The following is a 22,840-nucleotide window of genomic DNA, read 5'->3' on the forward strand; positions in this document are numbered from 1 at the left end:
GGTCACGGCGAGCCGAAGAGGGACGAGGAGGCGCCGCCCGCGGCGGTGGTGGCGGAGGGGGTGCCGCCGGTGCGGTCGGCCTTGCCCGGCGGGGCGGGTTGGGGGGCGTCGACGTACTGGCCGGGCGGCAGGATGTCCGCCGTCCTCGGCACGTGCAACGGCGGGGCGTCAGCCTGGGTGCCGAGCAGGCCGGAGACCATCGCCAGGGTGAGGCCGACGAAGGCGACGCCGACCCCCCAGCCCAGACCGCGCAGCCGCCGGCCGCGACGGCCCGACCGGTCGACGAACACGGGTGAGGGTTCGACGACTTCGGACAGGCTGCTGGTCACCGAACGCCTCGGACTTTCCTGATCGTGCCACCACTGCTGCGGGAGTCGAAAAGTAGCGTTCGTACCTGGCAAGCACTCGACCGGTTGGCCCCCTTGCCCCGATTTACCCGCCACCTGTGACGAAAGTGTGATGAAAATATGGTGATCGGCTTCTCGGAGCATAAGATCCTGGTCGCGCAGCCAAGCGCTCGCCTGGCCCCGCATCACCCCTGACTCGACCCCTGACGTGCCGTCGCCCCGTCCCCCGCCCGGTCGCCGGCCCTGCCAACGACCCGTCTCCACCTGCCCGATCGGACCTCCATGGCCAGAATCCGCCGCCTCGGCCGCCCGGCCGCCGCCATCCTCACCGTGGCGGTACTGCTGCTGACGGCGGCGTGCGGGGGCGGCGGCAGCGACTCCCCGAAGGCGGCGGCGAGCACCGGGACCGGGGGCCCCTACGACGTCTCCGCGCTGCGGAACGAGCTGGGCGCCCTGGGCACCGCCGCCGGCCGGACGGCCTCGGCGGGCCGACTGCTCGGCGTGGTGGACGACAAGTCGCCCTGGCAGTACGGGATCGTGCAGTCCTTCACCGCGCAGGCCGGCCGCGCCCCGGACGTGCGCGAGTACTACGCCTCCTGGGGTGACGACTTCGACGCCCAGGGCAACGCCTTCCTGTGGCAGCACGGCCGGTTGCCGATGCTCTCCCTGGTGCCGTCGGACACCTCGCTCGCCGACATCGCCGCCGGCCGCGACGACGGGTACGTGCGCCGGCTGGCCGGGCAGATCGCCTCCTACCGCGGGCCGCTGGTGCTCTCCTTCGCCGGCGAGATGAACGGCCCGTGGAACTCCTGGGGCCCCGGCCACGCGACGGCAGCCGACTTCACGGCGGCCTGGCGGCACGTCCACGACGTCTTCCGCCGGCAGAAGGTCGGCAACGTCATCTGGGTGTGGAGCCCGCACGTCGTCGACAGCGGCACGACGGCCAAGCTGGAGCCGTACTACCCGGGTGACGCCTACGTGGACTGGGTGGGGCTGATCGGCTACTACGGCCCGATCGACGGCACCGCGTTCTCCAGCCTCTTCACGCCGACCATCAAGCAGATCGCCGCCTTCGCCGATAAGCCGCTGCTCATCACCGAGACCGGCGTGGCCGAGAGCCCCCGCAAGGAGGCGCAGGTGCGCGACCTGTTCCAGGGCGCGGCCGCGGCCGGCGTGATCGGCCTGGTCTGGTACGACCAGCGCAAGGACTGGCCGGGCAGCACCCAGTTGATGGACTGGCGGATCGACACCTCGGTCGGCTCCCGGGCCGCCTTCCGCCTGGAGTCCGCGCGCTACGACTTCGGCCACCCCTTCGGCGGCGGCTGACCGGGGCGGGAGCGAGCAGCACCATCGCACGGGCTCCGGAGCCCCGGAAACGCCGAGCGCCCGGCGGGGGCCGACCAGGAGCCCGCAAGCCCGTCGAGGGCTCACCGCACGCCAAGGAAAGGGACGCACCAGGGATGACGACGCAGATGGCGCCGGAGGAGGGGAGCCCGGCGCGGCCCGACGGCAGGGCCGCCGCCCGGGCGGCGGACCGGGCCGCGGCGCGCTCCGGCCGGCGTCGCACCCGGCGGCTCGTGCTCGCCCTCGTGCTGCTCGCCGCGGTCGGCGGCGGCACGGCGGTCGCGCTGCACCGGGAGGACGCCGCCCCCACCGCGTCCCGGCACCTGGCCACCGCCTGGCAGCACCCTGCGCCGGATGCCGACGACGCGCTGGTCGGCAGTTGGGTCACTGGCAAGCTCCTGATCCGCGCCAGCACCGACGGCGGCCTGCGGGCCTACCGGCTGGCCGACGGCGCACCGGCCTGGAGCGCGGCGCTGCCGCCGAAGATCGCGCACGGCGGCACGCGGCCCTGCGCGATGTCGCCCACCCTCACCGCCGGCGGCCTGGGCACCATCGCCTTCGGCAAGGACGGCAGCACCTGCACCACGCTGGCCGGCATCGACGCCGGGACCGGCAAGGTGCTGTGGACGGTGCCGCTGACCGACGCCAAGCACCCCACGGCGGCGGCCGCCGACACCTATGTGCAGGGCGGCGTCGCCACCATCGTCAGCGAGAACTTCCTCGGCGGCCTCGACATCCGCACCGGGCGGCGGGTGTGGGGCTTCAGCCCGCGCGGCTACTACTGCAACGCCTACGTGTGGGGCGGCACCGGGGTGGTGCTGGTGGACGACTACTGCGCCGACCGCAAGGCGCCGTTCACCCTGGCCGCCTACGACGGCGCGACCGGCAAGCGGCTGTGGAGCAGGCAGCAGGACGCGCACACCGACGTGGCGCACGTCTTCAGCGCCTCCCCGCTGATAGCCGGGGAGCACACGGCGGGCGAGGACAGCGTCCGGGTGATCGAGCCGACCGGGAGCAGCCGCAAGCTCGCCGTGGGCGACACCGAACTCGACCCCGGCAACGGCACCGACGCCGACCACAGCGCCCGCGTCATCGGCAAGGTGCTGGTCACCCCGGCCCAGACGGCGGCGGGCCCCGAGATCGACGGCTTCGACGTGGCCACCGGCGCGAAGCTGTGGCACCTCCCGGCGATCGCGCTGGCCACCCCGTTGAAGGCGGACGACCCGGTCTACGCCCTCACTGGCACCCCCGCCGCCCCCCAGGTGGTCCGCGTCGCGCCGCGCACCGGCCGGGCCACGCCCGTCGCCGCCCTCCCCGCCGAGAACTCCAGCCGGCACTTCACCGCCGGGGCCCTGTACGTGACGCCCGACGGCGGCGTCCTCGAAGTCGCCGCACAGGCCACCTCTGGCGGCGTCACCTACGCGCGCTGAGCCCGCGCCCGGCCCAGGACACCCCCAGGCCGGCCACACCGTACGCATCAACGACCCGCGAAGTACGGGTCTAGAGTGGGACGTGGCCGCGCCCATGGTGGCCGCCACCCCCCAGCACCACCGCCGGCAGCATCGCCGGCACCACCGCGAGGAGAGCCGCCCGCCATGTCCCGTGCAGGGTCCAGTCCAGGAGGGCCGGAGCCGATCCGCCCCCGTGCCAGCCTTCGTACCGCTGTGGTGTGGGAGGTGCTCCAGGGCGCCCTGGAGGGGCGGGCCAAGGCCGCGGACCGCCCGGTGCTCGACGTCCTGGACATCGGCGGCGGCACCGGCAACTTCGCCGTGCCCGTCGCCCGCCTCGGCCACCGGGTCACGGTCGTCGACCCCAGCCCGGACGCGCTGTTCGCGCTGGAGCGCCGGGCCGCCGAGGCCGGGGTGACCGACCGCGTCACCGCCGTCCAGGGCGATGTGCACGGCCTGCTCGGCGTGGTCCGCCCCGGCGGGTACGACATGGTGCTGTGCCACGGCGTGCTGGAGTACGTCGACGACCCCGCGGAAGGCGTGCGCAACGTGGTGGCAGCCCTCCGCCCGGCCGGCTCGCTCAGCCTGCTCGCCGCCGGCCGCGGCGGCGCCGTCCTCGCCCGCGCGCTGGCCGGCCACTTCGCCGAGGCCCAGCAGGCGCTGCTCGACCCGGACGGACGATACGGCGCCGCGGACTCCCTGCCCCGCCGCTTCACCGCCGACGGCCTGACCCGCCTGGTCGGCGAGGCGGGCCTGCGCACGGCCTCCGTGCACGGTGTGCGGGTCTTCGCCGACCTGGTGCCCGGAGTGCTGGTCGACACCGAGCCGGGCGCCCTGGAGGCCCTGCTGCGGCTGGAGCTGGCCGCCGCCGAGGACCCCGGGTTCCACTCGGTCGCCACCCAGCTCCACGTCCTCGCCGAGCGCGACTGACCCGCCCCGGGCGGTCACCGTGCGCCCGGCGCCCGCCCCGGGCGCACCGCGGGCCCGCGGCGGAGCCCGCCACGGGCCCGGCCGGACCGGCCGCCGAGTCCGTCACAGCCCCGCCCGCGCCGTCATTCCTGACCGTATGCTGGCATGACGTGGCGTCCGACGGGGAAGAAGTGCCCCGTCGGATTGGCGCAGTGGGGTGGGTTTCACGCAGCGGATTCCCGCCTATCCTGAAAGGGTCGGACCCGGTCGCGGCCCCGCGCGACCGACGAGTAGGAGGTCTCCGTGCCGCTCTCGGAGCACGAGCAGCGCATGCTCGAGCAAATGGAGCGCGCGCTGTACGCCGAAGATCCCAAGTTCGCGTCGGCGCTCGAGGGAAACGGAGTGCGCGCGTTCACCCGTCGCAGGGTCTACCTGGCCGTGCTCGGCTTCGTGTGCGGGATCGCGCTGCTCATCGGCGGAATGGTCGCGCAGCAGGCCTGGCTGGGTGTGGTCGGGTTCCTGGTGATGCTGGCGTGCGCCGTCCTCGCGGTCACCGCCTGGCGCCGCGCCAACCGGCCCCCTGAGGCCGGGCCCGCCGCGGTCCCCGGACACTTCGGCCGCCGCTTCGGAGCCCGTCGCCAGCAGCGCCGCGGCAAGGTCATGGACCGCATCGAGGAGCGCTGGCAGCGCCGCCGCGACCAGCAGGGCCAGTAACACCGTTCGTCGTACGAAGGGCGCGCCCCCGACCGGGGCGCGCCCTTCCGCGCGGTCCGGGCCCCGTACCGCGACGGTCCCGGTACCGCAACGGCCCCGCAGCGGCGGCGGGCCCCGTACCGCGGCGGGGCCCGCCACCCGCCGTCACGGCGCCTCGCGCGCCGCCTTCCCGCGCAGCAGCCCGCCCAGGTTCCGCACCGGCGCCGCCAGCCGCTGCCCGGCCGCCCGGGCCCGCCCGGTGGACGCCGTCCAGCGGGCGGCCAGCCCCCATCCGATCCGGGCCGCCGACCGCGGCAGCACCGCCGCCCGCAGCCGCCCGCGGCGGTTCGTGCCCGCCTTGAGGCCCTGGTGGACCCGGTGGACATCGCCGGCGAGCCCGGTGGCCGGGCGGGGGTCGGCGGCGTACAGGGTCTGCTCCACGGCCGTGGCGAGCCGGGCGGCCGACGCGGCCGGCTCACCCGTCAGGCGCCCGTCCCGGACCAGCCGGGCCATCGCCCGCCGGGGTGTCTCCGAGCCGTCCGGCGGGATGCCGTAGTCCCAGCCGGTGTCGACGACTTCCCGCCACGCGGCCAGCGCCAGCCCCTCGGTCCGGTCACCGCCGCCGCCGAGCCGGCGTCTGCGCAGCCGGGAGCGCCACAGCAGCGGCGTGGTGGGCAGCAGCAGCACCAGCAGCGCGGCCAGCACGACCAGGGCCGCCCGGCCGCCGCCGAAGCCGCCCCCGGAGCCGCTGCTCGCCGGCAGCGCCTGCTGCGCGCACGTGCTGCTGTCCGACGCGGTGCCCGGCTCGCAGCTCTGCGTCGGGGTGGGCGTGTCGGTGGTGGCGGGCGCCGAGGTGTGCGGCGCGACGTCCTGGTCGCCGGAGGTCCCCGACGGCGTGGTGGTCTGGGTGTAGTCCGGCGCGCTGCCGCGGTAGGGCGTCGGCTCGAACCGGGTCCAGCCGATCCCCTCGAAGTACAGCTCCGGCCAGGCGTGGGCGTCCTTCAGACCCACCGTCATCAGGCCGTCGGCGTCGGCGGTGGGGGAGCCGGGGGTGAAGCCGATCGCGACCCGGGCCGGGATGTGCAGGGTGCGGGCCATCGCCGCCATGGTGAAGGCGAAGTGGACGCAGAAGCCCTCCTTCGTCTGGAGGAACCGGGCGATCGCGTCGACCCCGGTGCCCGCCTTGGCCTGCGTGTTGTACACGAACTGGCCGGAGGTGAAGTAGTTCTGGAGGTCGACGGCCCGCTGGTAGTCGTTGGTGGCGCCCTTCGTCTCGCGCAGCGCGGTCTGCTTGACGATCGCGGGCAGCGAGTCGGGCACCTGCTCGTACTGCTCGGCGATCCGGCCGGTGGCCTTCGGGGCCTGGGCCAGCTGCTGCGCGGTCGGGTCGACCTCCATGCTGGTGACGGTGTAGTGCTGGCCGGCCGCGGTCTGGCCGTGCGTGCCGACGAGCATCCGGCCCTCGGGCTGGTACTTCCACGCGCCGGTGGTCTGCACGCTCGTGGCGGGGAACGGCAGCGGCAGCATGTCCTGCACATAGCTGTCGTCGACCCGGACCCGGGTGGTGGCGGTGGTGTACTTCACGTCGGCCGCCATGCCCTGCGGGCGCGGCAGTTGGGCCGGCAGGGCCTCGGTCGGCAGGTTCGACGGTACCCACTGCGTGCCGTCGAACTTGTCCAGCGCCGCGATCCGCAGGTACATGCCCGAGGCGGGCTTCGCGGTGGTGGAGTAGGTGAGCACCTCGCTGTTGCTCGGCTGGTTCAGGTTGTCCTGGAGGGCGGCGACCAGGTTGACCGAGCCGCCACCGCGGCCGATGCCGCCGCCGTGGCCCGAGGTGTCCAGCAGTCCGCCGCCGAGCGAGGGCAGCGCGGCCGGCGCGACCAGCGCGATGCCCAGCGCCAGCACGCCGATCCGGCGGGCGCCGCGCACCGGGGTCGACCCGCTCTGGGCGAAGGGGCTGCTGCCGCCGAAGGAGCCGGGGGGCGGCCCGCTGCTGAACACCCGGCCCCAGCGGGACATCCGGTCCCGGCCCTCGGCGAGCAGCAGCAGGAGGTAGCCGGCCGCGGCCAGCAGGAAGTACAGCCAGGCGGCGCTGCCGCTGTCCAGGCCGGCGGCGACGGAGTACAGCGCCAGCAGCGGCAGTCCGGCCGGGGCCGCGCTGGTGTACGTCACCGCCATCGCGTCGACCACCAGCGCCACGACCGTCACCCCGCCGACCAGCAGCAGCCGGATACCGGGGCTGACCGGCGCGGGGATCGAGTAGTTCGAGACGTCGGTGATGCCCTGCTGGACCACCTGGCCGAGCTGTTGCAGCGCCTGCGGGCCCGGCAGCAGCCCGCCCAGGGCCTGCTGCGAGGAGAACATCGCCGTGAGCGCCACCAGCGACACCAGGGCCTGCACCAGCACCGTCAGCGGCCGGGCCAGCGGCACCCGGCGGCACCCGGCGCCCACCGCGGACTGGAGCAGGACCAGCAGCAGCGCCTTGCCGTACCAGGTGCTGTTGTCGGTCAGGGGCAGCAGCGCGGCTGCGGCCAGCATGGAGGCCACCACCGCGCACACCGTGAGCCGTGCGCGTCCGCTCATCCCGCCGCCCCCGCTCCCCGCGGCGCCTGCCCGGCCCGCGCCTGCCGCGTCGTCTCCTCGCGTGACCGGTAACGGTCCGCGTGCTGCCAGAGTTCCGGCAGCGAGGCGCCCGGCTGCACCTCCACCACGCTCCAGCCCGCCTCGCGCAGCATCCGCACCGCGCGCTCGGTGCTGTCCGGCTCGCCGCCGGCGCCCGGCTGCACCGCGGACAGCTCCGGGCCCGGCCGGGTCCCCAGCTCGCGGGCCAGCCAGTCGTCGCTGTCCAGCACGAACGCCACCGCGCCGCCGGCCCGTTGCCGCATCCGCGCGATCGTGGCCGCCTGCTCCTGGTAGAGGTCGCCGAAGAAGCCCACGAGCAGGCCCTCGCTGCCGGCCCGCAGCACGTCGTAGGCCGCGGCCAGCGAGTCGCCGTCGGAGTGGTCGACCACCGCGAGGGTGTCCAGCAGCAGCCCGGCCATGTCGCCGGAGTCGGCGCCGTAGCCGGACGTGCCCTCCGGGCCCGGCACGCTGCTGCCGGTGTCGGTGAGCAGCCGCACCGCGAAGCCGCGCTCCAGCATGTGGGTGGCCACCGACGCGGCGCCGGAGACCGCCCACTCGAAGGCGGAGTCGGGCCCGGCGCCGAAGTAGGCGTCCCGGCGGGTGTCGAGCAGCACCGTGCAGTGCGCCCGGTTCGGCTGCTCCTCGCGGCGCACCATCAGCTCGCCGTACTTCGCGGTCGACCGCCAGTGCACCCGGCGCAGGTCGTCGCCGTGCCGGTAGCCGCGCGGGATCACGTCGTCGTCGCCGGCCAGCGCCAGGGCCCGGGTGCGGCTCTCGCCGTAGCCGGAGGACTCGCCGGCCAGCCGCACCGGCGGCAGCGGCTCCACCCGGGGCACCACGGTCAGGGTGTCGAAGGCGCTGAAGGACCGGGTCAGTTCGACCATGCCGAACGGGTCGGTCAGCCGCAGCTGGAGCGGGCCCAGCGGGTAGCGGCCGCGCAGGTCGGAGCGGACCCGGTAGGACACCTCGCGGTGGCCGCCCGGCTCCACCCGGTCCAGCACGAACCGCGGCCGCGGCCCGAGCACGTAGGGCACCCGGTCCTGGAGCATCAGCAGCCCGGTGGGCACCCGCGAGACGTTGTCCACCCGCAGGTGCACCCGGGCCTCGGACATCGCCGGGACCCGGGACGGCGCCAGCCGGCGGCTGCCCGCGACCCGGTAGCGGGTGCGGTAGAGCACCGCCACGCACACCAGCGGCAGCACGGCCAGCAGCAGCCCGACCCGCAGCAGGTCGGACTGGCCCAGGACGTACGAGCAGGCGGCCGCGGCCACCCCGGCGGCCACGAACGACCGGCCGCGGGTGGTCAGCCCGCCCAGCGCCCGGCGGAAGCCGCCGGTGGGCCGCTCGTCGGCGGAGGTGGGGCCGACCGGCGGAACGCCCGCCGCCCGCGGCGCCGGCTGCCCGGCGTACGGCCCCGCCCCGGGCGGCTGGGCGTAGGGCCCCGGCTGCGGCTGCTGCCGGGCCTGCGGTGCGGGCGGGGCGCCGTACGGGCCCGGGTACGCGCCCGGCGGGCGCGGCGGCGCGGGCGGACGGCCGCCGGGCGGGCGGGCGCCCGGCGGGGGCGGCCCTGCGGGTGTGCCCATCACACGCCCCGCGCGTCCGGCATGCCCTGGGGCCGCCCGGCCGGCCGCTGCGGCCAGCCGGCGCCCCCGCCCGCGCCCGCGGCCGGGTCGGGCACCGGTACGCGCTGCACGATCTCCGCCACCACCTGCTCCGGCGTGCGCCGGTTCAGTTGCGCCTGCGCGGTCGGCAGCAGCCGGTGCGCGAGGACCGCGGCGGCCAGCGACTGCACATCGTCGGGCAGGACGTACTCGCGGCCGTCCAGCGCCGCGGAGGCGCGGGCGGCCCGCACCAGGTGCAGGGTGGCGCGCGGGGAGGCGCCCAGCCGCAGGTCCGGGTGGCTGCGGGTGGCGCCCACCAGGGCCACCGCGTAGCGGCGCACCGGCTCCGAGACGTGCACCTGCCGCACCGCCTCGATCAGCTTCACGATGTCCTGGGCCTCCGCGACCGGCTGGAGGTCGTCCAGCGGGGAGACCCCGCCGTGCACGTCGAGCATCTTCAACTCGGCCTCGGGACTGGGGTAGCCGATCGAGACCCGGGCGGTGAAGCGGTCCCGCTGCGCCTCCGGCAGCGGGTAGGTGCCCTCCATCTCCACCGGGTTCTGGGTGGCGATCACCATGAAGGGGCTGGGCAGTTCGTAGGTGGTGCCGTCGATGGTGACCTGGCGCTCCTCCATCGACTCCAGCAGCGCCGACTGGGTCTTCGGCGAGGCGCGGTTGATCTCGTCGCCGACCACGATCTGCGCGAAGATCGCGCCGGGCTTGAACTCGAAGTCCCGCCGCTGCTGGTCGAAGACGCTCACCCCGGTGATGTCCGAGGGCAGCAGGTCGGGCGTGAACTGGATGCGCCGCACGGAGCAGTCGATGGACCGCGCCAGTGCCTTGGACAGCATGGTCTTGCCGACGCCCGGCACGTCCTCGATGAGCAGGTGGCCCTCGGCCAGCAGGACGGTCAGTGCGATGCGTACGACCTCGGGCTTGCCCTCGATCACGTTCTCCACGCTCCGGCGCACCCGCTCCGCGGTCGTGGTCAGATCGCTCAGTTCCGCTCGAGCGTCAAAGGTCGTCACCCGGTACTCCTCGGCCTGTTCCATTGGGGCCCCAGGGCCTCGGTCGTCCCTGGACCGCGGCCCTCCCCGATTGCGCAACGCCCGCCGCGGGCGGGACGTGCCGCATCCTGCATTCTTCCCTCACGGGGAGGGCCGCGTCACTCGCCTGCCGTTACTTGTTCGTGATTTCCCGCAGCAGGCCGGTGTGGACGTCGAAGACGAAGCCGCGCACGTCGTCGGTGCGGGCGAGGAACGGGGAGGTCCTGACCCGGGCCATGGACTGCCGCACGTCCTGGTCGATGTCGGTGAACGCCTCGACCGCCCAGGTGGGGCGCTGGCCGACCTCGTGCTCCAGCTCGGTGCGGAAGTCCTCGGTGATGGTCTGCATCCCGCAGTTGGTGTGGTGGATCAGGACGACGGAGCGGGTGCCGAGGGCGCGCTGGCTGACGGCGAGGGAGCGGATGGTGTCGTCGGTGACGACCCCGCCCGCGTTGCGGATGGTGTGGCAGTCGCCCAGCTCCAGGCCGAGCGCCTGGTGCAGGTCGAGCCGGGCGTCCATGCAGGCGACGACCGCGACCTTCAGGACCGGGGCGGCACCCATGCCCGGGTCGGTGAACTCGGCGGCGTAGCGCCGGTTGGCGGCGACCAGCCGGTCGGTGACGGAGGAGTCGGCGCCGGGGGCGGTCCCGGGGGCGGGGGGATTCGCGGGGGCGCTGGCATCTGTCGACATGTCTATGACGGTATCCGAGCCGGCCGGAACCGCAGGGGGCGCACCTTCCGCACCGGTCAGGACACGAGGGCGCACGGCGGGCGCGTCCGGCGTACACGGGGGCGCGCCCCCGGCGCGGCCGCCGTTGACCGTGGGGCATGGTGGAGTAAAGTGGCGCGAAGTGGTGCCGTTGGCCGGAGGTGTCGGGAGGTGTGCGGTGTTCCTGGGATTCCTCGGGACCTACACCCCGCGGCTCGACGACAAGAACCGGCTGGTGCTGCCGTCCCGGTTCCGCGAGCAGCTCGCCGACGGCCTGGTGATGACCCGCGGGCAGGAGCGCTGCCTGTACGTGTGGCCGGTCGAGGGCTTCCGGGCCGCCACCGAGCAGTTCTCCGGGGCGCCGCTGACCTCCAAGGCCACCCGGGACTACCTGCGGGTGCTCTTCGCCGGCGCCCATGACGAAGTGCCCGACAAGCAGGGCCGGGTGACGGTGCCGCAGCCGCTGCGGGACTACGCGGGCCTGGTCCGCGAGTGCGCTGTGATCGGCGCGAACACCCGGGTGGAGATCTGGTCGGCGGACGCCTGGGAGCGGTACCTGGCCGCCCAGGAAGACACCTTTTCGGCCCTGTCCGAGGAGGTTCCGCCCGGATTACTGTGAGCGCGGCCCCCGCCCCGGCGCGGCGCGCACCACTTCGTCCCACCCCGGTGCGGACGCGCGGCCCGGCCTCCTCCCGCTCCCGGCTGCCGCTGGCACCACTTCCCCGGTGCCAGGGGACCGCCGCACCGAGCGGGCGGGGACCAGGTTCCGCGTCCACCGAGCCGTTGCCGGCCGTAGCGTGTCCGTCGTGCTTGTCTGGCAGCCGGCGCCCGTATCGTCGGATGCCCGGACCCGACCTGCGGGACCGTTCCACCGCCACGACCGCCCGACGCCGTGCCCGACCCCACCGCGCTACGCCGTCCCTACCGTTCGATAAGGGCCACATGAGCAACCCGTCCCCGCGGCACATCCCGGTGATGCTGCGGCGCTGCCTCGATCTGCTGGCCCCCGCGCTCGCCCGGCCCGGTGCCGTCGTGGTCGACGCCACGCTGGGACTCGGCGGGCACAGCGAGGCGCTGCTGACCACCTTCCCCGAGTGCCGGCTGATCGCGGTGGACCGCGACCCGGTAGCCCTGAAGCTGGCCGGGGAGCGGCTGGAGCCGTTCGGGGAGCGCGCCACCCTGGTGCACGCGGTCTACGACGAACTGCCCGAGGTGCTGCGGCGGCTGGGCGTCCCGCGGGTGCAGGGCGTGCTCTTCGACCTCGGGGTCTCCTCGATGCAGCTCGACGAGGCCGACCGCGGCTTCGCCTACGCCCAGGACGCGCCGCTGGACATGCGGATGGACCAGTCCACCGGGATCAGCGCCGCCGAGGTGCTGAACACCTATCCGCCCGGGGAGCTGGTGCGCATCCTGCGCGCCTACGGCGAGGAGAAGTTCGCCCGCAAGATCGTGGACGCGGTGGTGCGCGAGCGGGAGCGGGAGCCGTTCACCGGCAGCGCGCGGCTGGTCGAGCTGATCCGGCAGGCGCTGCCGCAGGCCGCCAAGCGGACCGGCGGCAATCCGGCCAAGCGCACCTTCCAGGCGCTGCGGATCGAGGTCAACGGCGAGCTGGCGGTGCTGGAGCGGGCGGTGCCCGCGGCGGTGGCCGCGCTCGCGGTGGGCGGCCGGATCGCGGTGCTGTCCTACCAGTCGCTGGAGGACCGGCTGGTCAAGCAGGTCCTCGCGGCCGGCGCCGCGCAGACCGCGCCGCCCGGGCTGCCGGTGGTGCCCGAGCAGTACCAGCCGCGGCTGAAACTGCTCACCCGCGGCGCCGAACTGCCCGGCGAGGACGAGATCGCCGGGAACCGGCGGGCCGCGCCCGCCCGGCTGCGCGGCGCCGAACGCATCCGGGAGGACGTGCGATGAGCGACGGCACCGGACGCGAGGGGCGCGGCGGCCGCGGCACCGTACGCGGCGCGGTGCGCGGCGGCGCGCTGGGCGCGCGGCTGGGTGCCGGGAGGTCCGCAACCGCCCGGCGTACCCCGTTCGTCGTTCTTGTCGTGACACTGCTCGCCGGGGGACTCATCTCGCTGCTGATGCTCAACGCGGCGCTGAACCGGGACTCGTTCAAGCTGGACAAGCTCCAGGACCAGACGACGCACTACACCGACCAGCAGCAGCAGCTCCAGCAGGAGGTCGACGGCTACTCCGCGCCCGAGACGCTGGAGAAGCGCGCCCGCGAGCTGGGCATGGTGCCCGGCGGCGACCCGGCCTTCCTCGACCCGAACGGCAAGGTGCAGGGCACGCCGTCGCCCGCGACCGCCCCGCCCGCGCCCCCGCCGACCACCACCCCGCCGCCGACCACCCCGCCCGCCACCCCGTCCGGCACCGCCACCCCGGCGGGCACCACCGGCATCACCAGTACGGCCGGTACGACCGGTACTTCGGGTACATCGGGTACGAGTACGGCGGGCACCCCCACGACACCGACCCCCGGCAGGTGAGCGCGTGACCCCCCGCGACGACGCAGACCGCCCGCGCGGCGCCCGCCCGCAGCCGCGCCGCACCGCCCGCCCCGCGGCGCCGCGGCCCGACGCCGACCCCGCGGACGGCGGCCGCCCCCGCGCCCCCCGCGTACCCCGGCCGGGCGGCACCGGCGGCACCGGCGGCACCGGCGGCACCGGCGGCACCGGCGGCGCGGGCGGCCCCCGCCCGGCCCGCGCGGGCCGCAACGGCCCCTGGCGGGCCGACCCCGTACGCCCCGTCGGCCGGGCCGCCGCGCTGCGCCGCAACCGGCCCGGCGGCCCCCGGGCGGTGCGCCTGGGCGCGGTCCGCCCCCGGCTGCGGCTGGTCGGCGTGGTCCTCACCCTGGTGATGTCCGTGTTCGTGGTGCGCCTGCTCCAGGTGCAGGCCGTCGACGCGTCCGCCTACGCCGCCAAGGCCGCCGTCAACCGCTGGGTCACCCACGAGGTCACCGCCGACCGCGGCACCATCACCGACCGCTCCGGCGTGGACCTGGCCACCACCGTGGACGCCTTCGACATCACCGCGGACCCGTACCTGTTCACGCCTGCGCAGGCGAAGGTGAAGGACGCGCCGCAGCAGGCCGCGCAGCTGCTCGCGCCGATCGTCGGCGGCGACGCCACGAAGATCGCCCAGCAGCTGGCCACCCCCAAGTCCCGCTACCAGATCATCGCCCAGCAGCAGTCGCCGCAGGCGTGGAACCAGATCCAGGACCTGAAGTCCACCCTCGCCGCCAAGGCCGCCGCCGGACAGGGCGCCGACGTGCTCGCCGGGATCTTCGACGTACCGCACTCCAAGCGGGTCTACCCGGCCGGCGACCTGGCCGCGGGCGTCGTCGGCTTCGTCAACAGCCAGGGGCAGGGCGCCGGCGGCCTGGAGTCGATGCTCGACAAGGAACTCGCCGGGAAGAACGGCAAGATCCGCTACGCCCAGTCCGACGGCCGCCAGGTGCCCACCGCCGGCAGCCAGGAGCAGCCCGCCGTGCCCGGCACCGACGTGCAGCTCACCCTCGACCGCGACATCCAGTGGGCCGCCCAGAGCGCCATCACCCAGCAGGTGCAGAAGTCCAAGGCCGACCGCGGCTACGTCATCGTGCAGGACCCGCAGACCGGCCAGGTGCTCGCGATGGCCGACGCCCCCGGCTTCGACCCCAACGACCTGTCGCACGCGGACTCCGCCGCCCTCGGCAACGCGGCCGTGCAGGACGCCTACGAGCCCGGCAGCGTCAGCAAGCTGATGTCGATGTCCGCGATCATCGACACCGGCACCGCCACCCCCACCACCCGCGTCACCGTGCCCGGCACCCTGCCGCGCGCCGACCGGCTCTTCCACGACGACGTCGACCACGGCACCTGGTACCTCACCCTCAACGGGGTCCTCGCCAAGTCCAGCAACATCGGCACCATCGAGGCCACCGGCCAGCTCGGCAAGACCCAGGCCCAGGCCAACCAGGTGCTCTACTCTTACCTGCGGAAGTTCGGCATCGGGCAGCCCACCGGCACCGGCTTCCCCGGCGAGACCCCCGGCATCCTCGCCAAGCCGCAGGACTGGAACGCCTCCCAGCAGTACACGATCCCCTTCGGCCAGGGCCTGTCGGTCAACGCCCTCCAGGCCACCTCGGTCTACTCCACCATCGCCAACGGCGGGGTCCGGGTCGAGCCCAGCCTGATCCGCGGCACCACCGGACCCGACGGCCGGTTCGTGCCCGCCGCCGCCCCGAAGAAGACCCGCGTGGTGTCGCAGCAGACCGCCAGGACCGTCTCCGAGATGCTGGAGTCGGTGGTCGGCAGCGAACAGGGCACCGGCATCAACGCCCGTATCGACGGCTACCGGGTGGCCGGCAAGACCGGTACGGCCAACCGGGTGGACCCGACGACCGGCCGCTACAAGGGCTACACCTCCTCGTTCTTCGGCTTCGCGCCGGCCGACAAGCCGCGCGTCACGGTCTCCTGCGTGATCCAGAACCCGACGAAGGGCAGCTACTTCGGCGGCGACATCTGCGGCCCGGTCTTCAAGCAGGTCATGCAGTTCGCCCTCAAGTCCCTGGGCGTGGCGCCCTCCGGCGCGCCCGCGCCGAAACTGCCGGTCACCTGGAACCCGTCAGAGCCGGCCACCCACGACAAGAAAGCCGGGTGATCACCATCGGCAGCCGACCCACCCCGCCCGCGCCCTCCGCGCCCGGCGCCGCCACCGGCCGCGACAGCCGCCGTTTTGGCCCGGACCCCGGCCCGCCCGGTAATCTCGCGGCCGTGCCCACAGCTGATCAACCCACCCTCAGACCGCCGGGCGCCCCGCGCCCGGCCCACGTGCGCCCCACGCCGCTGGCCGACCTCGCCCGCCGCCTGCCAGGAGCCGCGGACCCGGCGGCCGGCCCCGCGGCCGACGGCGGCCCGCAGGTCACCGGCATCACGCACGACTCCCGCGCGGTCCGCCCCGGCGACCTGTACGCGGCCCTGCCCGGCGCCCGCGCGCACGGCGCCGACTTCGCCGACCAGGCCGCCCGGGCCGGCGCGGTGGCGGTGCTGACCGACCCCGCCGGCGCCGAACGCGCCGCCGTCACCGGACTGCCCGTCCTCACCGCGCCCGACCCGCGCGCGCAGATGGGCGAGCTCGCCGCCGTCGTCTACGGCCGGCCCGGCGAGGGCATGCTGCGGATCGGCATCACCGGCACCTCCGGCAAGACCACCACCTCCTACCTCGTCGAAGGAGGGCTGCGGGCCGGCCACGCCGCCGGCCGCACCGGGCTGATCGGCACCGTCGAGACCCGGATCGGCGACGAGCGGATCAAGAGCGAGCGCACCACCCCCGAGGCCACCGACCTCCAGGCGCTCTTCGCGGTGATGCGCGAACGCGGCGTGGACGCGGCGGTCATGGAGGTCTCCAGCCACGCCCTGGTCCTCGGCCGGGTCGACGGCACCGTCTTCGACGTCGGGGTCTTCACCAACCTCAGCCCGGAGCACATGGAGTTCCACTCCGGCATGGAGGACTACTTCCAGGCCAAGGCGCGGCTGTTCACCCCGCAGCGCAGCCGGCTGGGCGTGGTCAACCTCGACGACGAGTACGGCCGCCGGCTCGTCGCCGAAGCCTCGGTGCCGCTGGTCACGTTCTCCGCGCAGGGCAGCCTCGACGCCGACTGGCGGGCGGAGGACGTACAGGCCGGCCCGATGGACAGCCGCTTCACCGCGATCGGCCCCAAGGGCGAGCGGGTGCGGGCCGTGGCGCCGCTGCCCGGCCCGTTCAACGTCGCCAACACCCTGGCCGCGCTGGCCGCGCTGGCCACCGCCGGCGTCGACCCGCAGACCGCCGCCGACGGCATCGCCGCCGTCCCCGGCGTCCCGGGCCGGCTGGAGCGGGTCGACGCCGGGCAGCCCTACCTGGCGGTCGTGGACTACGCCCACAAGACCGACGCCGTGGAGTCGGTGCTGCGCGCGCTGCGCACCACCACCGACGGCCGTATCCACGCCGTGCTCGGCTGCGGCGGCGACCGGGACGCCACCAAGCGCGGCCCGATGGGCGCGGCCCTCGCCCGGCTCGCCGACACCGCCGTCCTCACGTCGGACAACCCGCGCTCGGAGGACCCGCTCCAGATCCTCACCGCGATGCTCGCCGGCGCCGCCCAGGTGCCGGCCGCGCAGCGCGGACACGTCATCGTCGAACCCGACCGGGCCGCCGCGGTGGCCGCCGCCGTCGCGCTCGCGCGGCCCGGCGACATCGTGCTGGTGGCCGGCAAGGGCCATGAGCAGGGCCAGGACATCGCCGGAGAGGTACGCCCCTTCGACGACCGAGAGGTGCTGCGCGCCGCGATCGATAAGGACCGACAAGAACAGTGATCCCACTCACCCTCGCCGAGGTCGCACGCGCGGTCGGCGGGAGCACGCACGACATACCGGACAGTGCGGTGCGCGTCACGGGCCCGGTGGTCAAGGACTCCCGCGAGGTGGTCCCCGGCGCCCTGTTCGTCGCGTTCGCCGGGGAGCGCTCCGACGGGCACGACTTCGCCGCCAAGGCCGTCGCCGACGGCGCGGTGGCGGTCCTCGCGGCCCGCCCGGTCGGCGTGCCCGCCGTCGTGGTCGACGACGTCCAGGCCGCGCTGGGCGCCCTCGCCCGCCATGTCATCGAGCGGCTGGGCGCGACCGTGGTGGCGCTGACCGGCTCGGCCGGCAAGACCAGCACCAAGGACCTGCTCGCGCAGCTCCTCCAGCGCCTGGCGCCCACCGTGTGGACACCCGGCTCGTTCAACAACGAGATCGGGCTGCCGCTGACCGCGCTCGGCGCCGACGAGGGCACCCGCCACCTGGTGCTGGAGATGGGCGCCCGCGGCATCGGCCACATCGCCTACCTGACCGGGCTCACCCCGCCCCGGATCGGGCTGGTGCTCAACGTGGGCAGCGCGCACATCGGCGAGTTCGGCGGCCGCGAGCAGATCGCGCAGGCCAAGGGCGAACTCGTCGAGGCGCTGCCGAGCGCGGCCGAGGGCGGCGTCGCCGTGCTCAACGCGGACGACCCGCTGGTGAGTGCCATGCGCACCCGAACCACGGCGAAAGTGGTGACCTTCGGCGAAGCCCCCGAAGCGGACGTACGCGCCGAGAACGTGACGCTCAACGCCAGCGGACAGCCCCACTTCACGCTGCGCACACCCTCCGGGTGCGCCGAAGTGACCTTGCGCCTGTACGGTGAGCATCACGTGTCGAACGCGCTCGCCGCGGCCGCCGTCGCCCGTGAACTCGGCATGCCTGTCGAGGAGATCGCCACCGCGCTCTCCGCGGCCGGCTCGCTCTCGCACTGGCGGATGGAGGTCACCGAGCTTCCCGACGGCGTGACGGTCATCAACGACGCCTACAACGCGAACCCCGAATCCATGAGGGCAGCCCTGCGCACACTCGCGGCGATGGGCAGCTCCGTACGGGCCCGGGGGGGCCGTACCTGGGCGGTGCTGGGGACGATGGCCGAACTCGGCGAGCAGTCGCTCGCTGAGCACGACGCGGTGGGGCGGCTGGCCGTCCGACTCAACGTCAGCAAGCTCGTGGCCGTCGGCGGTACCGAAGCCGGTTGGCTGCAAATGGGCGCTTACAACGAGGGTTCGTGGGGTGAGGAGTCGGTGCACGTGTCCGACGCGGAGGCGGCGGTCGACCTGGTGCGCGCGCAGGTGCGGCCGGGAGATGTCGTGCTGGTGAAGGCATCGAGGTCGGTGGGGCTTGAGTCCGTCGCCCTCGCGCTGATCGAGGGCGCCGGTGGCGCGGCCCGCGAGGGTGCCACCCGATGAAGCAGATCCTCGTCTCCGGTGTTCTGGGACTGTTCCTGTCGCTGTTCGGCACCCCGCTGCTGATCCGCCTGCTGGCCCGCAAGGGCTACGGGCAGATGATCCGGGACGACGGCCCGAAGGCGCACCACAGCAAGCGCGGTACGCCCACCATGGGCGGCATCGCCTTCATCTCCGCCACGGTGCTCGCCTACGTCATCACCAAGCTCGCCACCGGTGACAAGGCCACCATGTCCGGGGTGCTGGTGCTGTTCCTGACCGTCGGCATGGGCCTGGTCGGCTTCCTCGACGACTACATCAAGATCGTCAAGCAGCGCAGCCTGGGCCTGCGGGCCAAGGCGAAGATGGCCGGGCAGCTCATCGTCGGCATCGCCTTCGCGGTGCTGGCGCTGAACTTCCACGACTCGCGCGGCCAGACCCCGGCGTCCACGAAGCTCTCCTTCACCACGGACTTCGGCTGGTCGATCGGCCCGGTGATCTTCGTGATCTGGGCGCTGTTCATGATCCTGGCGATGTCCAACGGCGTGAACCTCACCGATGGCCTCGACGGCCTGGCCACCGGCGCGTCCGTGATGGTCTTCGCCGCCTACACCGTCATCGGCGTCTGGCAGTACGGCCAGTGGTGCGGCGCCCCGGTCAGCGCCAACGGCGCCTGCTACGAGGTGCGCGACCCGCTCGACCTGGCCGTGGTGGCCGCCGCGCTGATGGGCGCCTGCTTCGGCTTCCTGTGGTGGAACACCTCGCCCGCGAAGATCTTCATGGGCGACACCGGCTCGCTCGCGCTGGGCGGCGCGCTGGCCGGCTTCGCGATCTGCTCGCGCACCGAACTGCTGCTGGCGATCCTCGGCGGCCTGTTCGTGCTGATCACCATGTCCGTGGTCATCCAGGTCGGCTCCTTCCGGCTCACCGGCAAGCGGGTCTTCCGGATGGCGCCACTCCAGCACCACTTCGAACTCAAGGGCTGGAGCGAGGTCCTGATCGTGGTCCGCTTCTGGATCATCCAGGGCATGTGCATGGCCGTCGGCCTCGGCCTGTTCTACGCGGCCTGGGTGGCGGCGTCATGACGGGCCCCCAGCCCGGCGCCGACCCGGCCGAGGGGAACGGCCCGGCCCGCTTCGGCGACCCGGCCGACTTCAAGGGCGCCGCGGTCACCGTCGCCGGGCTGGGCGTCTCCGGGGTGCCCGCCGCGAAGGCGCTGCTGCGCCTGGGCGCGCACGTCACCGTGGTCAACGGCCCGGCCGGCGACAAGCAGCGCGCCGAGGCGGCCGAACTGACCGCGCTCGGCGCGGCCGTACGCCTCGGCGACGCCGAGACTCTCCCCGGCGGCACCGAACTGGTCGTCACCACCCCCGGGTGGAAGCCGTCCAGCCCGCTCTTCGCGGCCGCCGAGGCCGCCGGGGTGCAGGTGTGGGGCGACGTCGAACTCGCCTGGCGGCTGCGCGGACCGGACGCGGCGCCCTGGCTGGCGATCACCGGCACCAACGGCAAGACCACCGCCACCCGGATGCTCGCCGCGATCCTCACCGCGGCGGGCCTGCGCACCGCGGCCGTCGGCAACATCGGGGTCTCGCTCTTCGACGTGGTGCTCGGCGAGCCCGCGGACGGGCCCTACGACGTGCTGGCCGTCGAGCTGTCCAGCTACCAGCTGCACTGGGCGCCGAGCCTGCGGCCGCACTCCGCGGCCGTGCTCAACCTCGCACCCGACCACCTGGACTGGCACGGCTCGATGGCCGCGTACGCCGCGGACAAGGGCCGGATCTTCCACGGCAACCAGGTCGCCTGCGTGTACAACACCGCGGACCCCGAGACCGAGCGGCTGGTCCGCGAGGCCGACGTCGAGGAGGGCTGCCGGGCGATCGGCTTCACCCTCGCCGCACCCGGGCTCTCGCAGTTCGGCGTGGTCGACGGCATCCTCGTGGACCGCGCGTTCGTCGAGGACCGGCAGCACCGGGCACAGGAGCTGGCCGAGGTCGCGGACGTCCAGCCGCCGGCCCCGCACAACATCGCCAACGCGCTGGCCGCCGCCGCGCTGGCCCGCGCCTTCGGCGTCCCGCCCGCCGCCGTACGCGAGGGCCTGCGGGCCTTCCGGCCGGACGCCCACCGCATCGCCGAGGTCGCCGTCCTGGACGGTGTCGCCTACGTCGACGACTCCAAGGCCACCAACACGCACGCGGCCGCCGCCTCCCTGGCGGCCTACCCGTCGGTGGTCTGGCTGGCCGGCGGGCTGGCGAAGGGCGCGGAGTTCGACGAACTGGCCGCGGCCGCCGCGGACCGGCTGCGCGCGGTGGTGCTCTTCGGCGCCGACCGGGCGGTGATCCGGGAAGCACTGGCGCGACACGCCCCGCAGGTCCCGGTGGTGGAGCTGGAACGGACCGACACTGGGGCGATGTCCGCCGCCGTCGGCACGGCCCGCGACCTCGCCCGGCCGGGCGACACGGTCCTGCTCGCCCCGGCCTGTGCGTCGATGGACATGTTCACCAACTACAACCAGCGTGGTGACCTGTTCGCCGAGGCGGTACGGGCGCTCGCCGCCGCCGACGGGCAGCAGGAGGCCGGCCCGGCCGGCCACGGCCGCTGACCCGCGGCCCCGGCTCGGGGCGGCGGCCGGCCGTACCCGCGCACTGAGGAGGGGACGCATGCCCCGTGACCGCTTCACCGCCCCGGGCGGCGCCGACGAGCGCCCCCCGGGCGCGGTCCGCCGCCAGGTCGACGGCGCGGACCGGCTGCCGCCGCCCGTCCGCGCGGCCCGGCAGCCGGGCCGGGGCGACGAAACCCCCGAGGGCGGCCGCCGCACCACCCCGGGCCGACCGCCCGCGGCCGGCGGGTCTTCCGCAGGCGGCGGCATGGGTCGGCTGTCGCCGTCCGGGCGTGGCGGGGCCGCGGCGAAGGGCGCTCCCGGTGCCCGGGGTGGCGGTGCCGCTTCCGGTGGTGGGCGTGCGGGTGCGGCCGGGGCGAAAAGCGCGGACCGGCTCCCGCCCGCCGGGGATGCTGCTTCGGGTGGTGGGCGGGCCGCGCGCTCGGCGGGGGCGGCCGCCGCCCGACCCCGGAGCGGCCATGTGCCCGCCGCCCGGGCACCCCGCCTCTCCGCCGGAGGCAGCCGCGGCAGCGCCCGCCGCGCCGCGGCCCGGCTGCCGAAGCAGCTGCGCGAGGCATGGGACCGCCCGCTCACCGCGTACTACGTGATCATGGGCGCCGCGCTGCTGATCACGGTGCTCGGCCTGGTGATGGTGTACTCCGCGTCGATGATCCAGGCGCTGCGCTACGGCCTGCCCTCGACGTACTACTTCCGCAAGCAGCTGATGGCCGTGGCGATCGGCTCGGTGCTGCTGTACGCGGCCGCGCGGATGCCGATCCGGCTGCACCGGGCACTGGCGTACCCGCTGCTGCTCGGCGCGGTCTTCCTGATGTGCCTGGTCCAGGTCCCGGGGATAGGGCAGACGGTCAACGGCAACACCAACTGGCTGTCCATCGGCGGCCCGTTCCAGCTCCAGCCCAGCGAGTTCGGGAAGCTCGCGCTGGTGCTGTGGGGCGCGGACCTGCTCGCCCGCAAGAACGAGAAGAAGCTGCTCACCCAGTGGAAGCACCTGCTGGTCCCGCTGGTGCCGGTGGCCGTCCTGCTGCTCGGCCTGATCATGCTCGGCGGCGACATGGGCACCACCATGGTGCTCACCGCGGTGCTCTTCGGCCTGCTGTGGCTGGCCGGCGCCCCGACCCGGATGTTCACCGGAGTGCTCGCCGCGGCCGGCGCGCTGGCCGCGCTCTTCGTGCTGACCAGCCCGAACCGGATGGGCCGGCTGCACTGCATCGCCGCGACCTCGCCGGGCGCAGGCGACCAGTGCTGGCAGGCCGTGCACGGCATCTACGCCCTCGCGTCCGGCGGCTGGTTCGGCACCGGCCTGGGCGCCAGCGTGGAGAAATGGGGCGAACTGCCCGAGCCGCACACCGACTTCATCTTCGCCGTGACCGGTGAGGAACTCGGTCTGGCCGGGACGCTGTCCGTCCTCGCCCTCTTCGCGGCACTAGGCTACGCGGGTATCCGCGTGGCCGGTCGTACGGAGGACCCCTTCGTCAGGTTCGCAGCGGGTGGCGTGACCACCTGGATCACGGTGCAGTCCGTGATCAACGTCGGTGCGGTGCTCGGCCTGCTGCCGATCGCCGGGGTCCCGCTGCCGCTGTTCTCCTACGGGGGGTCGGCCCTCCTGCCGACCATGTACGCGGTGGGCCTGCTGATCGCCTTCGCCAGGAGCGAGCCGGCGGCGCGGGCCGCCCTGGTCACCCGGGAACGCAGCTCCCTGACCAGGGCGATGAGACGGACGATGCGACGGCGTACCGGAAGGCGGCCGTCGGGAGAGCGGTGAA

At 74.7% G+C, this 22,840-nt stretch carries 18 protein-coding genes; 13 read left to right on the forward strand and 5 right to left on the reverse strand.

Annotated elements, in window-relative coordinates:
• Positions 1-2 precede the first annotated feature (2 nt).
• The gene (locus AC3ERT_RS06525; protein WP_435173140.1) at positions 3-329 is read right to left on the reverse strand and encodes a hypothetical protein; all 327 of its coding nucleotides are present in this window, start codon (positions 327-329) and stop codon (positions 3-5) included.
• A gap of 300 nt (positions 330-629) precedes the next feature.
• Between AC3ERT_RS06525 and AC3ERT_RS06530 the strand changes: the two genes are divergently transcribed.
• The 4 genes from AC3ERT_RS06530 to AC3ERT_RS06545 all read left to right on the forward strand — a co-directional run bounded on the left by AC3ERT_RS06530 (position 630) and on the right by AC3ERT_RS06545 (position 4,762).
• Entirely contained in the window at positions 630-1,673 is a 1,044-nt protein-coding gene (locus AC3ERT_RS06530) for a glycoside hydrolase family 26 protein (RefSeq protein WP_435173142.1), read from the forward strand.
• Between the two features lie 134 nt (positions 1,674-1,807).
• Complete coding sequence (locus AC3ERT_RS06535; RefSeq protein WP_335973859.1) at positions 1,808-3,121, forward strand: outer membrane protein assembly factor BamB family protein; 1,314 nt, start codon at positions 1,808-1,810, stop codon at positions 3,119-3,121.
• A gap of 165 nt (positions 3,122-3,286) precedes the next feature.
• Entirely contained in the window at positions 3,287-4,069 is a 783-nt protein-coding gene (locus tag AC3ERT_RS06540) for a methyltransferase (protein WP_435133166.1), read from the forward strand.
• 282 nt (positions 4,070-4,351) lie between these two features.
• A complete protein-coding gene (locus AC3ERT_RS06545; protein WP_335973853.1) occupies positions 4,352-4,762 on the forward strand; it encodes a DUF3040 domain-containing protein in 411 nt (136 codons plus the stop codon).
• A 144-nt stretch (positions 4,763-4,906) separates the two neighbouring features.
• Here the strand turns inward: AC3ERT_RS06545 and AC3ERT_RS06550 are convergent, their stop codons facing one another.
• The 4 genes from AC3ERT_RS06550 to AC3ERT_RS06565 form a co-directional block, all read right to left on the reverse strand.
• A complete protein-coding gene (locus AC3ERT_RS06550) occupies positions 4,907-7,324 on the reverse strand; it encodes a transglutaminase TgpA family protein (RefSeq protein ID WP_435173144.1) in 2,418 nt (805 codons plus the stop codon).
• Positions 7,321-8,946 carry a DUF58 domain-containing protein gene (locus AC3ERT_RS06555; protein WP_435173146.1) on the reverse strand — a complete coding sequence of 542 codons (1,626 nt, stop codon included), beginning with the start codon at positions 8,944-8,946 and terminating at the stop codon, positions 7,321-7,323. The genes AC3ERT_RS06550 and AC3ERT_RS06555 overlap by 4 nt, the downstream gene beginning before the upstream one ends.
• A complete protein-coding gene (locus AC3ERT_RS06560) occupies positions 8,946-9,992 on the reverse strand; it encodes an AAA family ATPase (RefSeq protein ID WP_335973847.1) in 1,047 nt (348 codons plus the stop codon). The genes AC3ERT_RS06555 and AC3ERT_RS06560 overlap by 1 nt, the downstream gene beginning before the upstream one ends.
• Before the next feature lie 151 nt (positions 9,993-10,143).
• Positions 10,144-10,701 carry a beta-class carbonic anhydrase gene (locus AC3ERT_RS06565; protein WP_335973845.1) on the reverse strand — a complete coding sequence of 186 codons (558 nt, stop codon included), beginning with the start codon at positions 10,699-10,701 and terminating at the stop codon, positions 10,144-10,146.
• 196 nt (positions 10,702-10,897) lie between these two features.
• Here AC3ERT_RS06565 and mraZ point away from each other — a divergent pair, with 196 nt between their 5' ends.
• The 9 genes from mraZ (at position 10,898) to ftsW (ending at position 22,839) form a co-directional block, all read left to right on the forward strand.
• The gene (mraZ, locus tag AC3ERT_RS06570) at positions 10,898-11,338 is read left to right on the forward strand and encodes a division/cell wall cluster transcriptional repressor MraZ (protein ID WP_335973841.1); all 441 of its coding nucleotides are present in this window, start codon (positions 10,898-10,900) and stop codon (positions 11,336-11,338) included.
• Positions 11,339-11,661: 323 nt separating this feature from the next.
• On the forward strand, positions 11,662-12,624 hold the full coding sequence (rsmH, locus tag AC3ERT_RS06575; protein ID WP_335973838.1) for a 16S rRNA (cytosine(1402)-N(4))-methyltransferase RsmH: 963 nt from the start codon (positions 11,662-11,664) through the stop codon (positions 12,622-12,624).
• Entirely contained in the window at positions 12,621-13,202 is a 582-nt protein-coding gene (gene ftsL, locus AC3ERT_RS06580; RefSeq protein ID WP_435173148.1) for a cell division protein FtsL, read from the forward strand. The genes rsmH and ftsL overlap by 4 nt, the downstream gene beginning before the upstream one ends.
• Before the next feature lie 4 nt (positions 13,203-13,206).
• Entirely contained in the window at positions 13,207-15,357 is a 2,151-nt protein-coding gene (locus AC3ERT_RS06585; RefSeq protein WP_435173149.1) for a peptidoglycan D,D-transpeptidase FtsI family protein, read from the forward strand.
• A gap of 113 nt (positions 15,358-15,470) precedes the next feature.
• Complete coding sequence (locus AC3ERT_RS06590) at positions 15,471-17,051, forward strand: UDP-N-acetylmuramoyl-L-alanyl-D-glutamate--2,6-diaminopimelate ligase (protein WP_435173151.1); 1,581 nt, start codon at positions 15,471-15,473, stop codon at positions 17,049-17,051.
• Positions 17,048-18,484, forward strand: a complete 1,437-nt coding sequence (locus tag AC3ERT_RS06595) for a UDP-N-acetylmuramoyl-tripeptide--D-alanyl-D-alanine ligase (protein ID WP_335973822.1) — start codon at positions 17,048-17,050, stop codon at positions 18,482-18,484. Before AC3ERT_RS06590 ends, AC3ERT_RS06595 begins: the two co-directional genes overlap by 4 nt.
• On the forward strand, positions 18,481-19,545 hold the full coding sequence (mraY, locus tag AC3ERT_RS06600; protein WP_335973818.1) for a phospho-N-acetylmuramoyl-pentapeptide-transferase: 1,065 nt from the start codon (positions 18,481-18,483) through the stop codon (positions 19,543-19,545). The genes AC3ERT_RS06595 and mraY overlap by 4 nt, the downstream gene beginning before the upstream one ends.
• Positions 19,542-21,059 (forward strand): UDP-N-acetylmuramoyl-L-alanine--D-glutamate ligase, encoded by a 1,518-nt coding sequence (murD, locus tag AC3ERT_RS06605; protein ID WP_435173153.1) that lies wholly within the window; start codon positions 19,542-19,544, stop codon positions 21,057-21,059. Before mraY ends, murD begins: the two co-directional genes overlap by 4 nt.
• Positions 21,060-21,324: 265 nt before the next feature.
• A complete protein-coding gene (ftsW, locus tag AC3ERT_RS06610; protein ID WP_435133284.1) occupies positions 21,325-22,839 on the forward strand; it encodes a putative lipid II flippase FtsW in 1,515 nt (504 codons plus the stop codon).
• Position 22,840: the final 1 nt, after the last annotated feature.

This window comes from Actinacidiphila sp. bgisy145, from assembly GCF_057708125.1.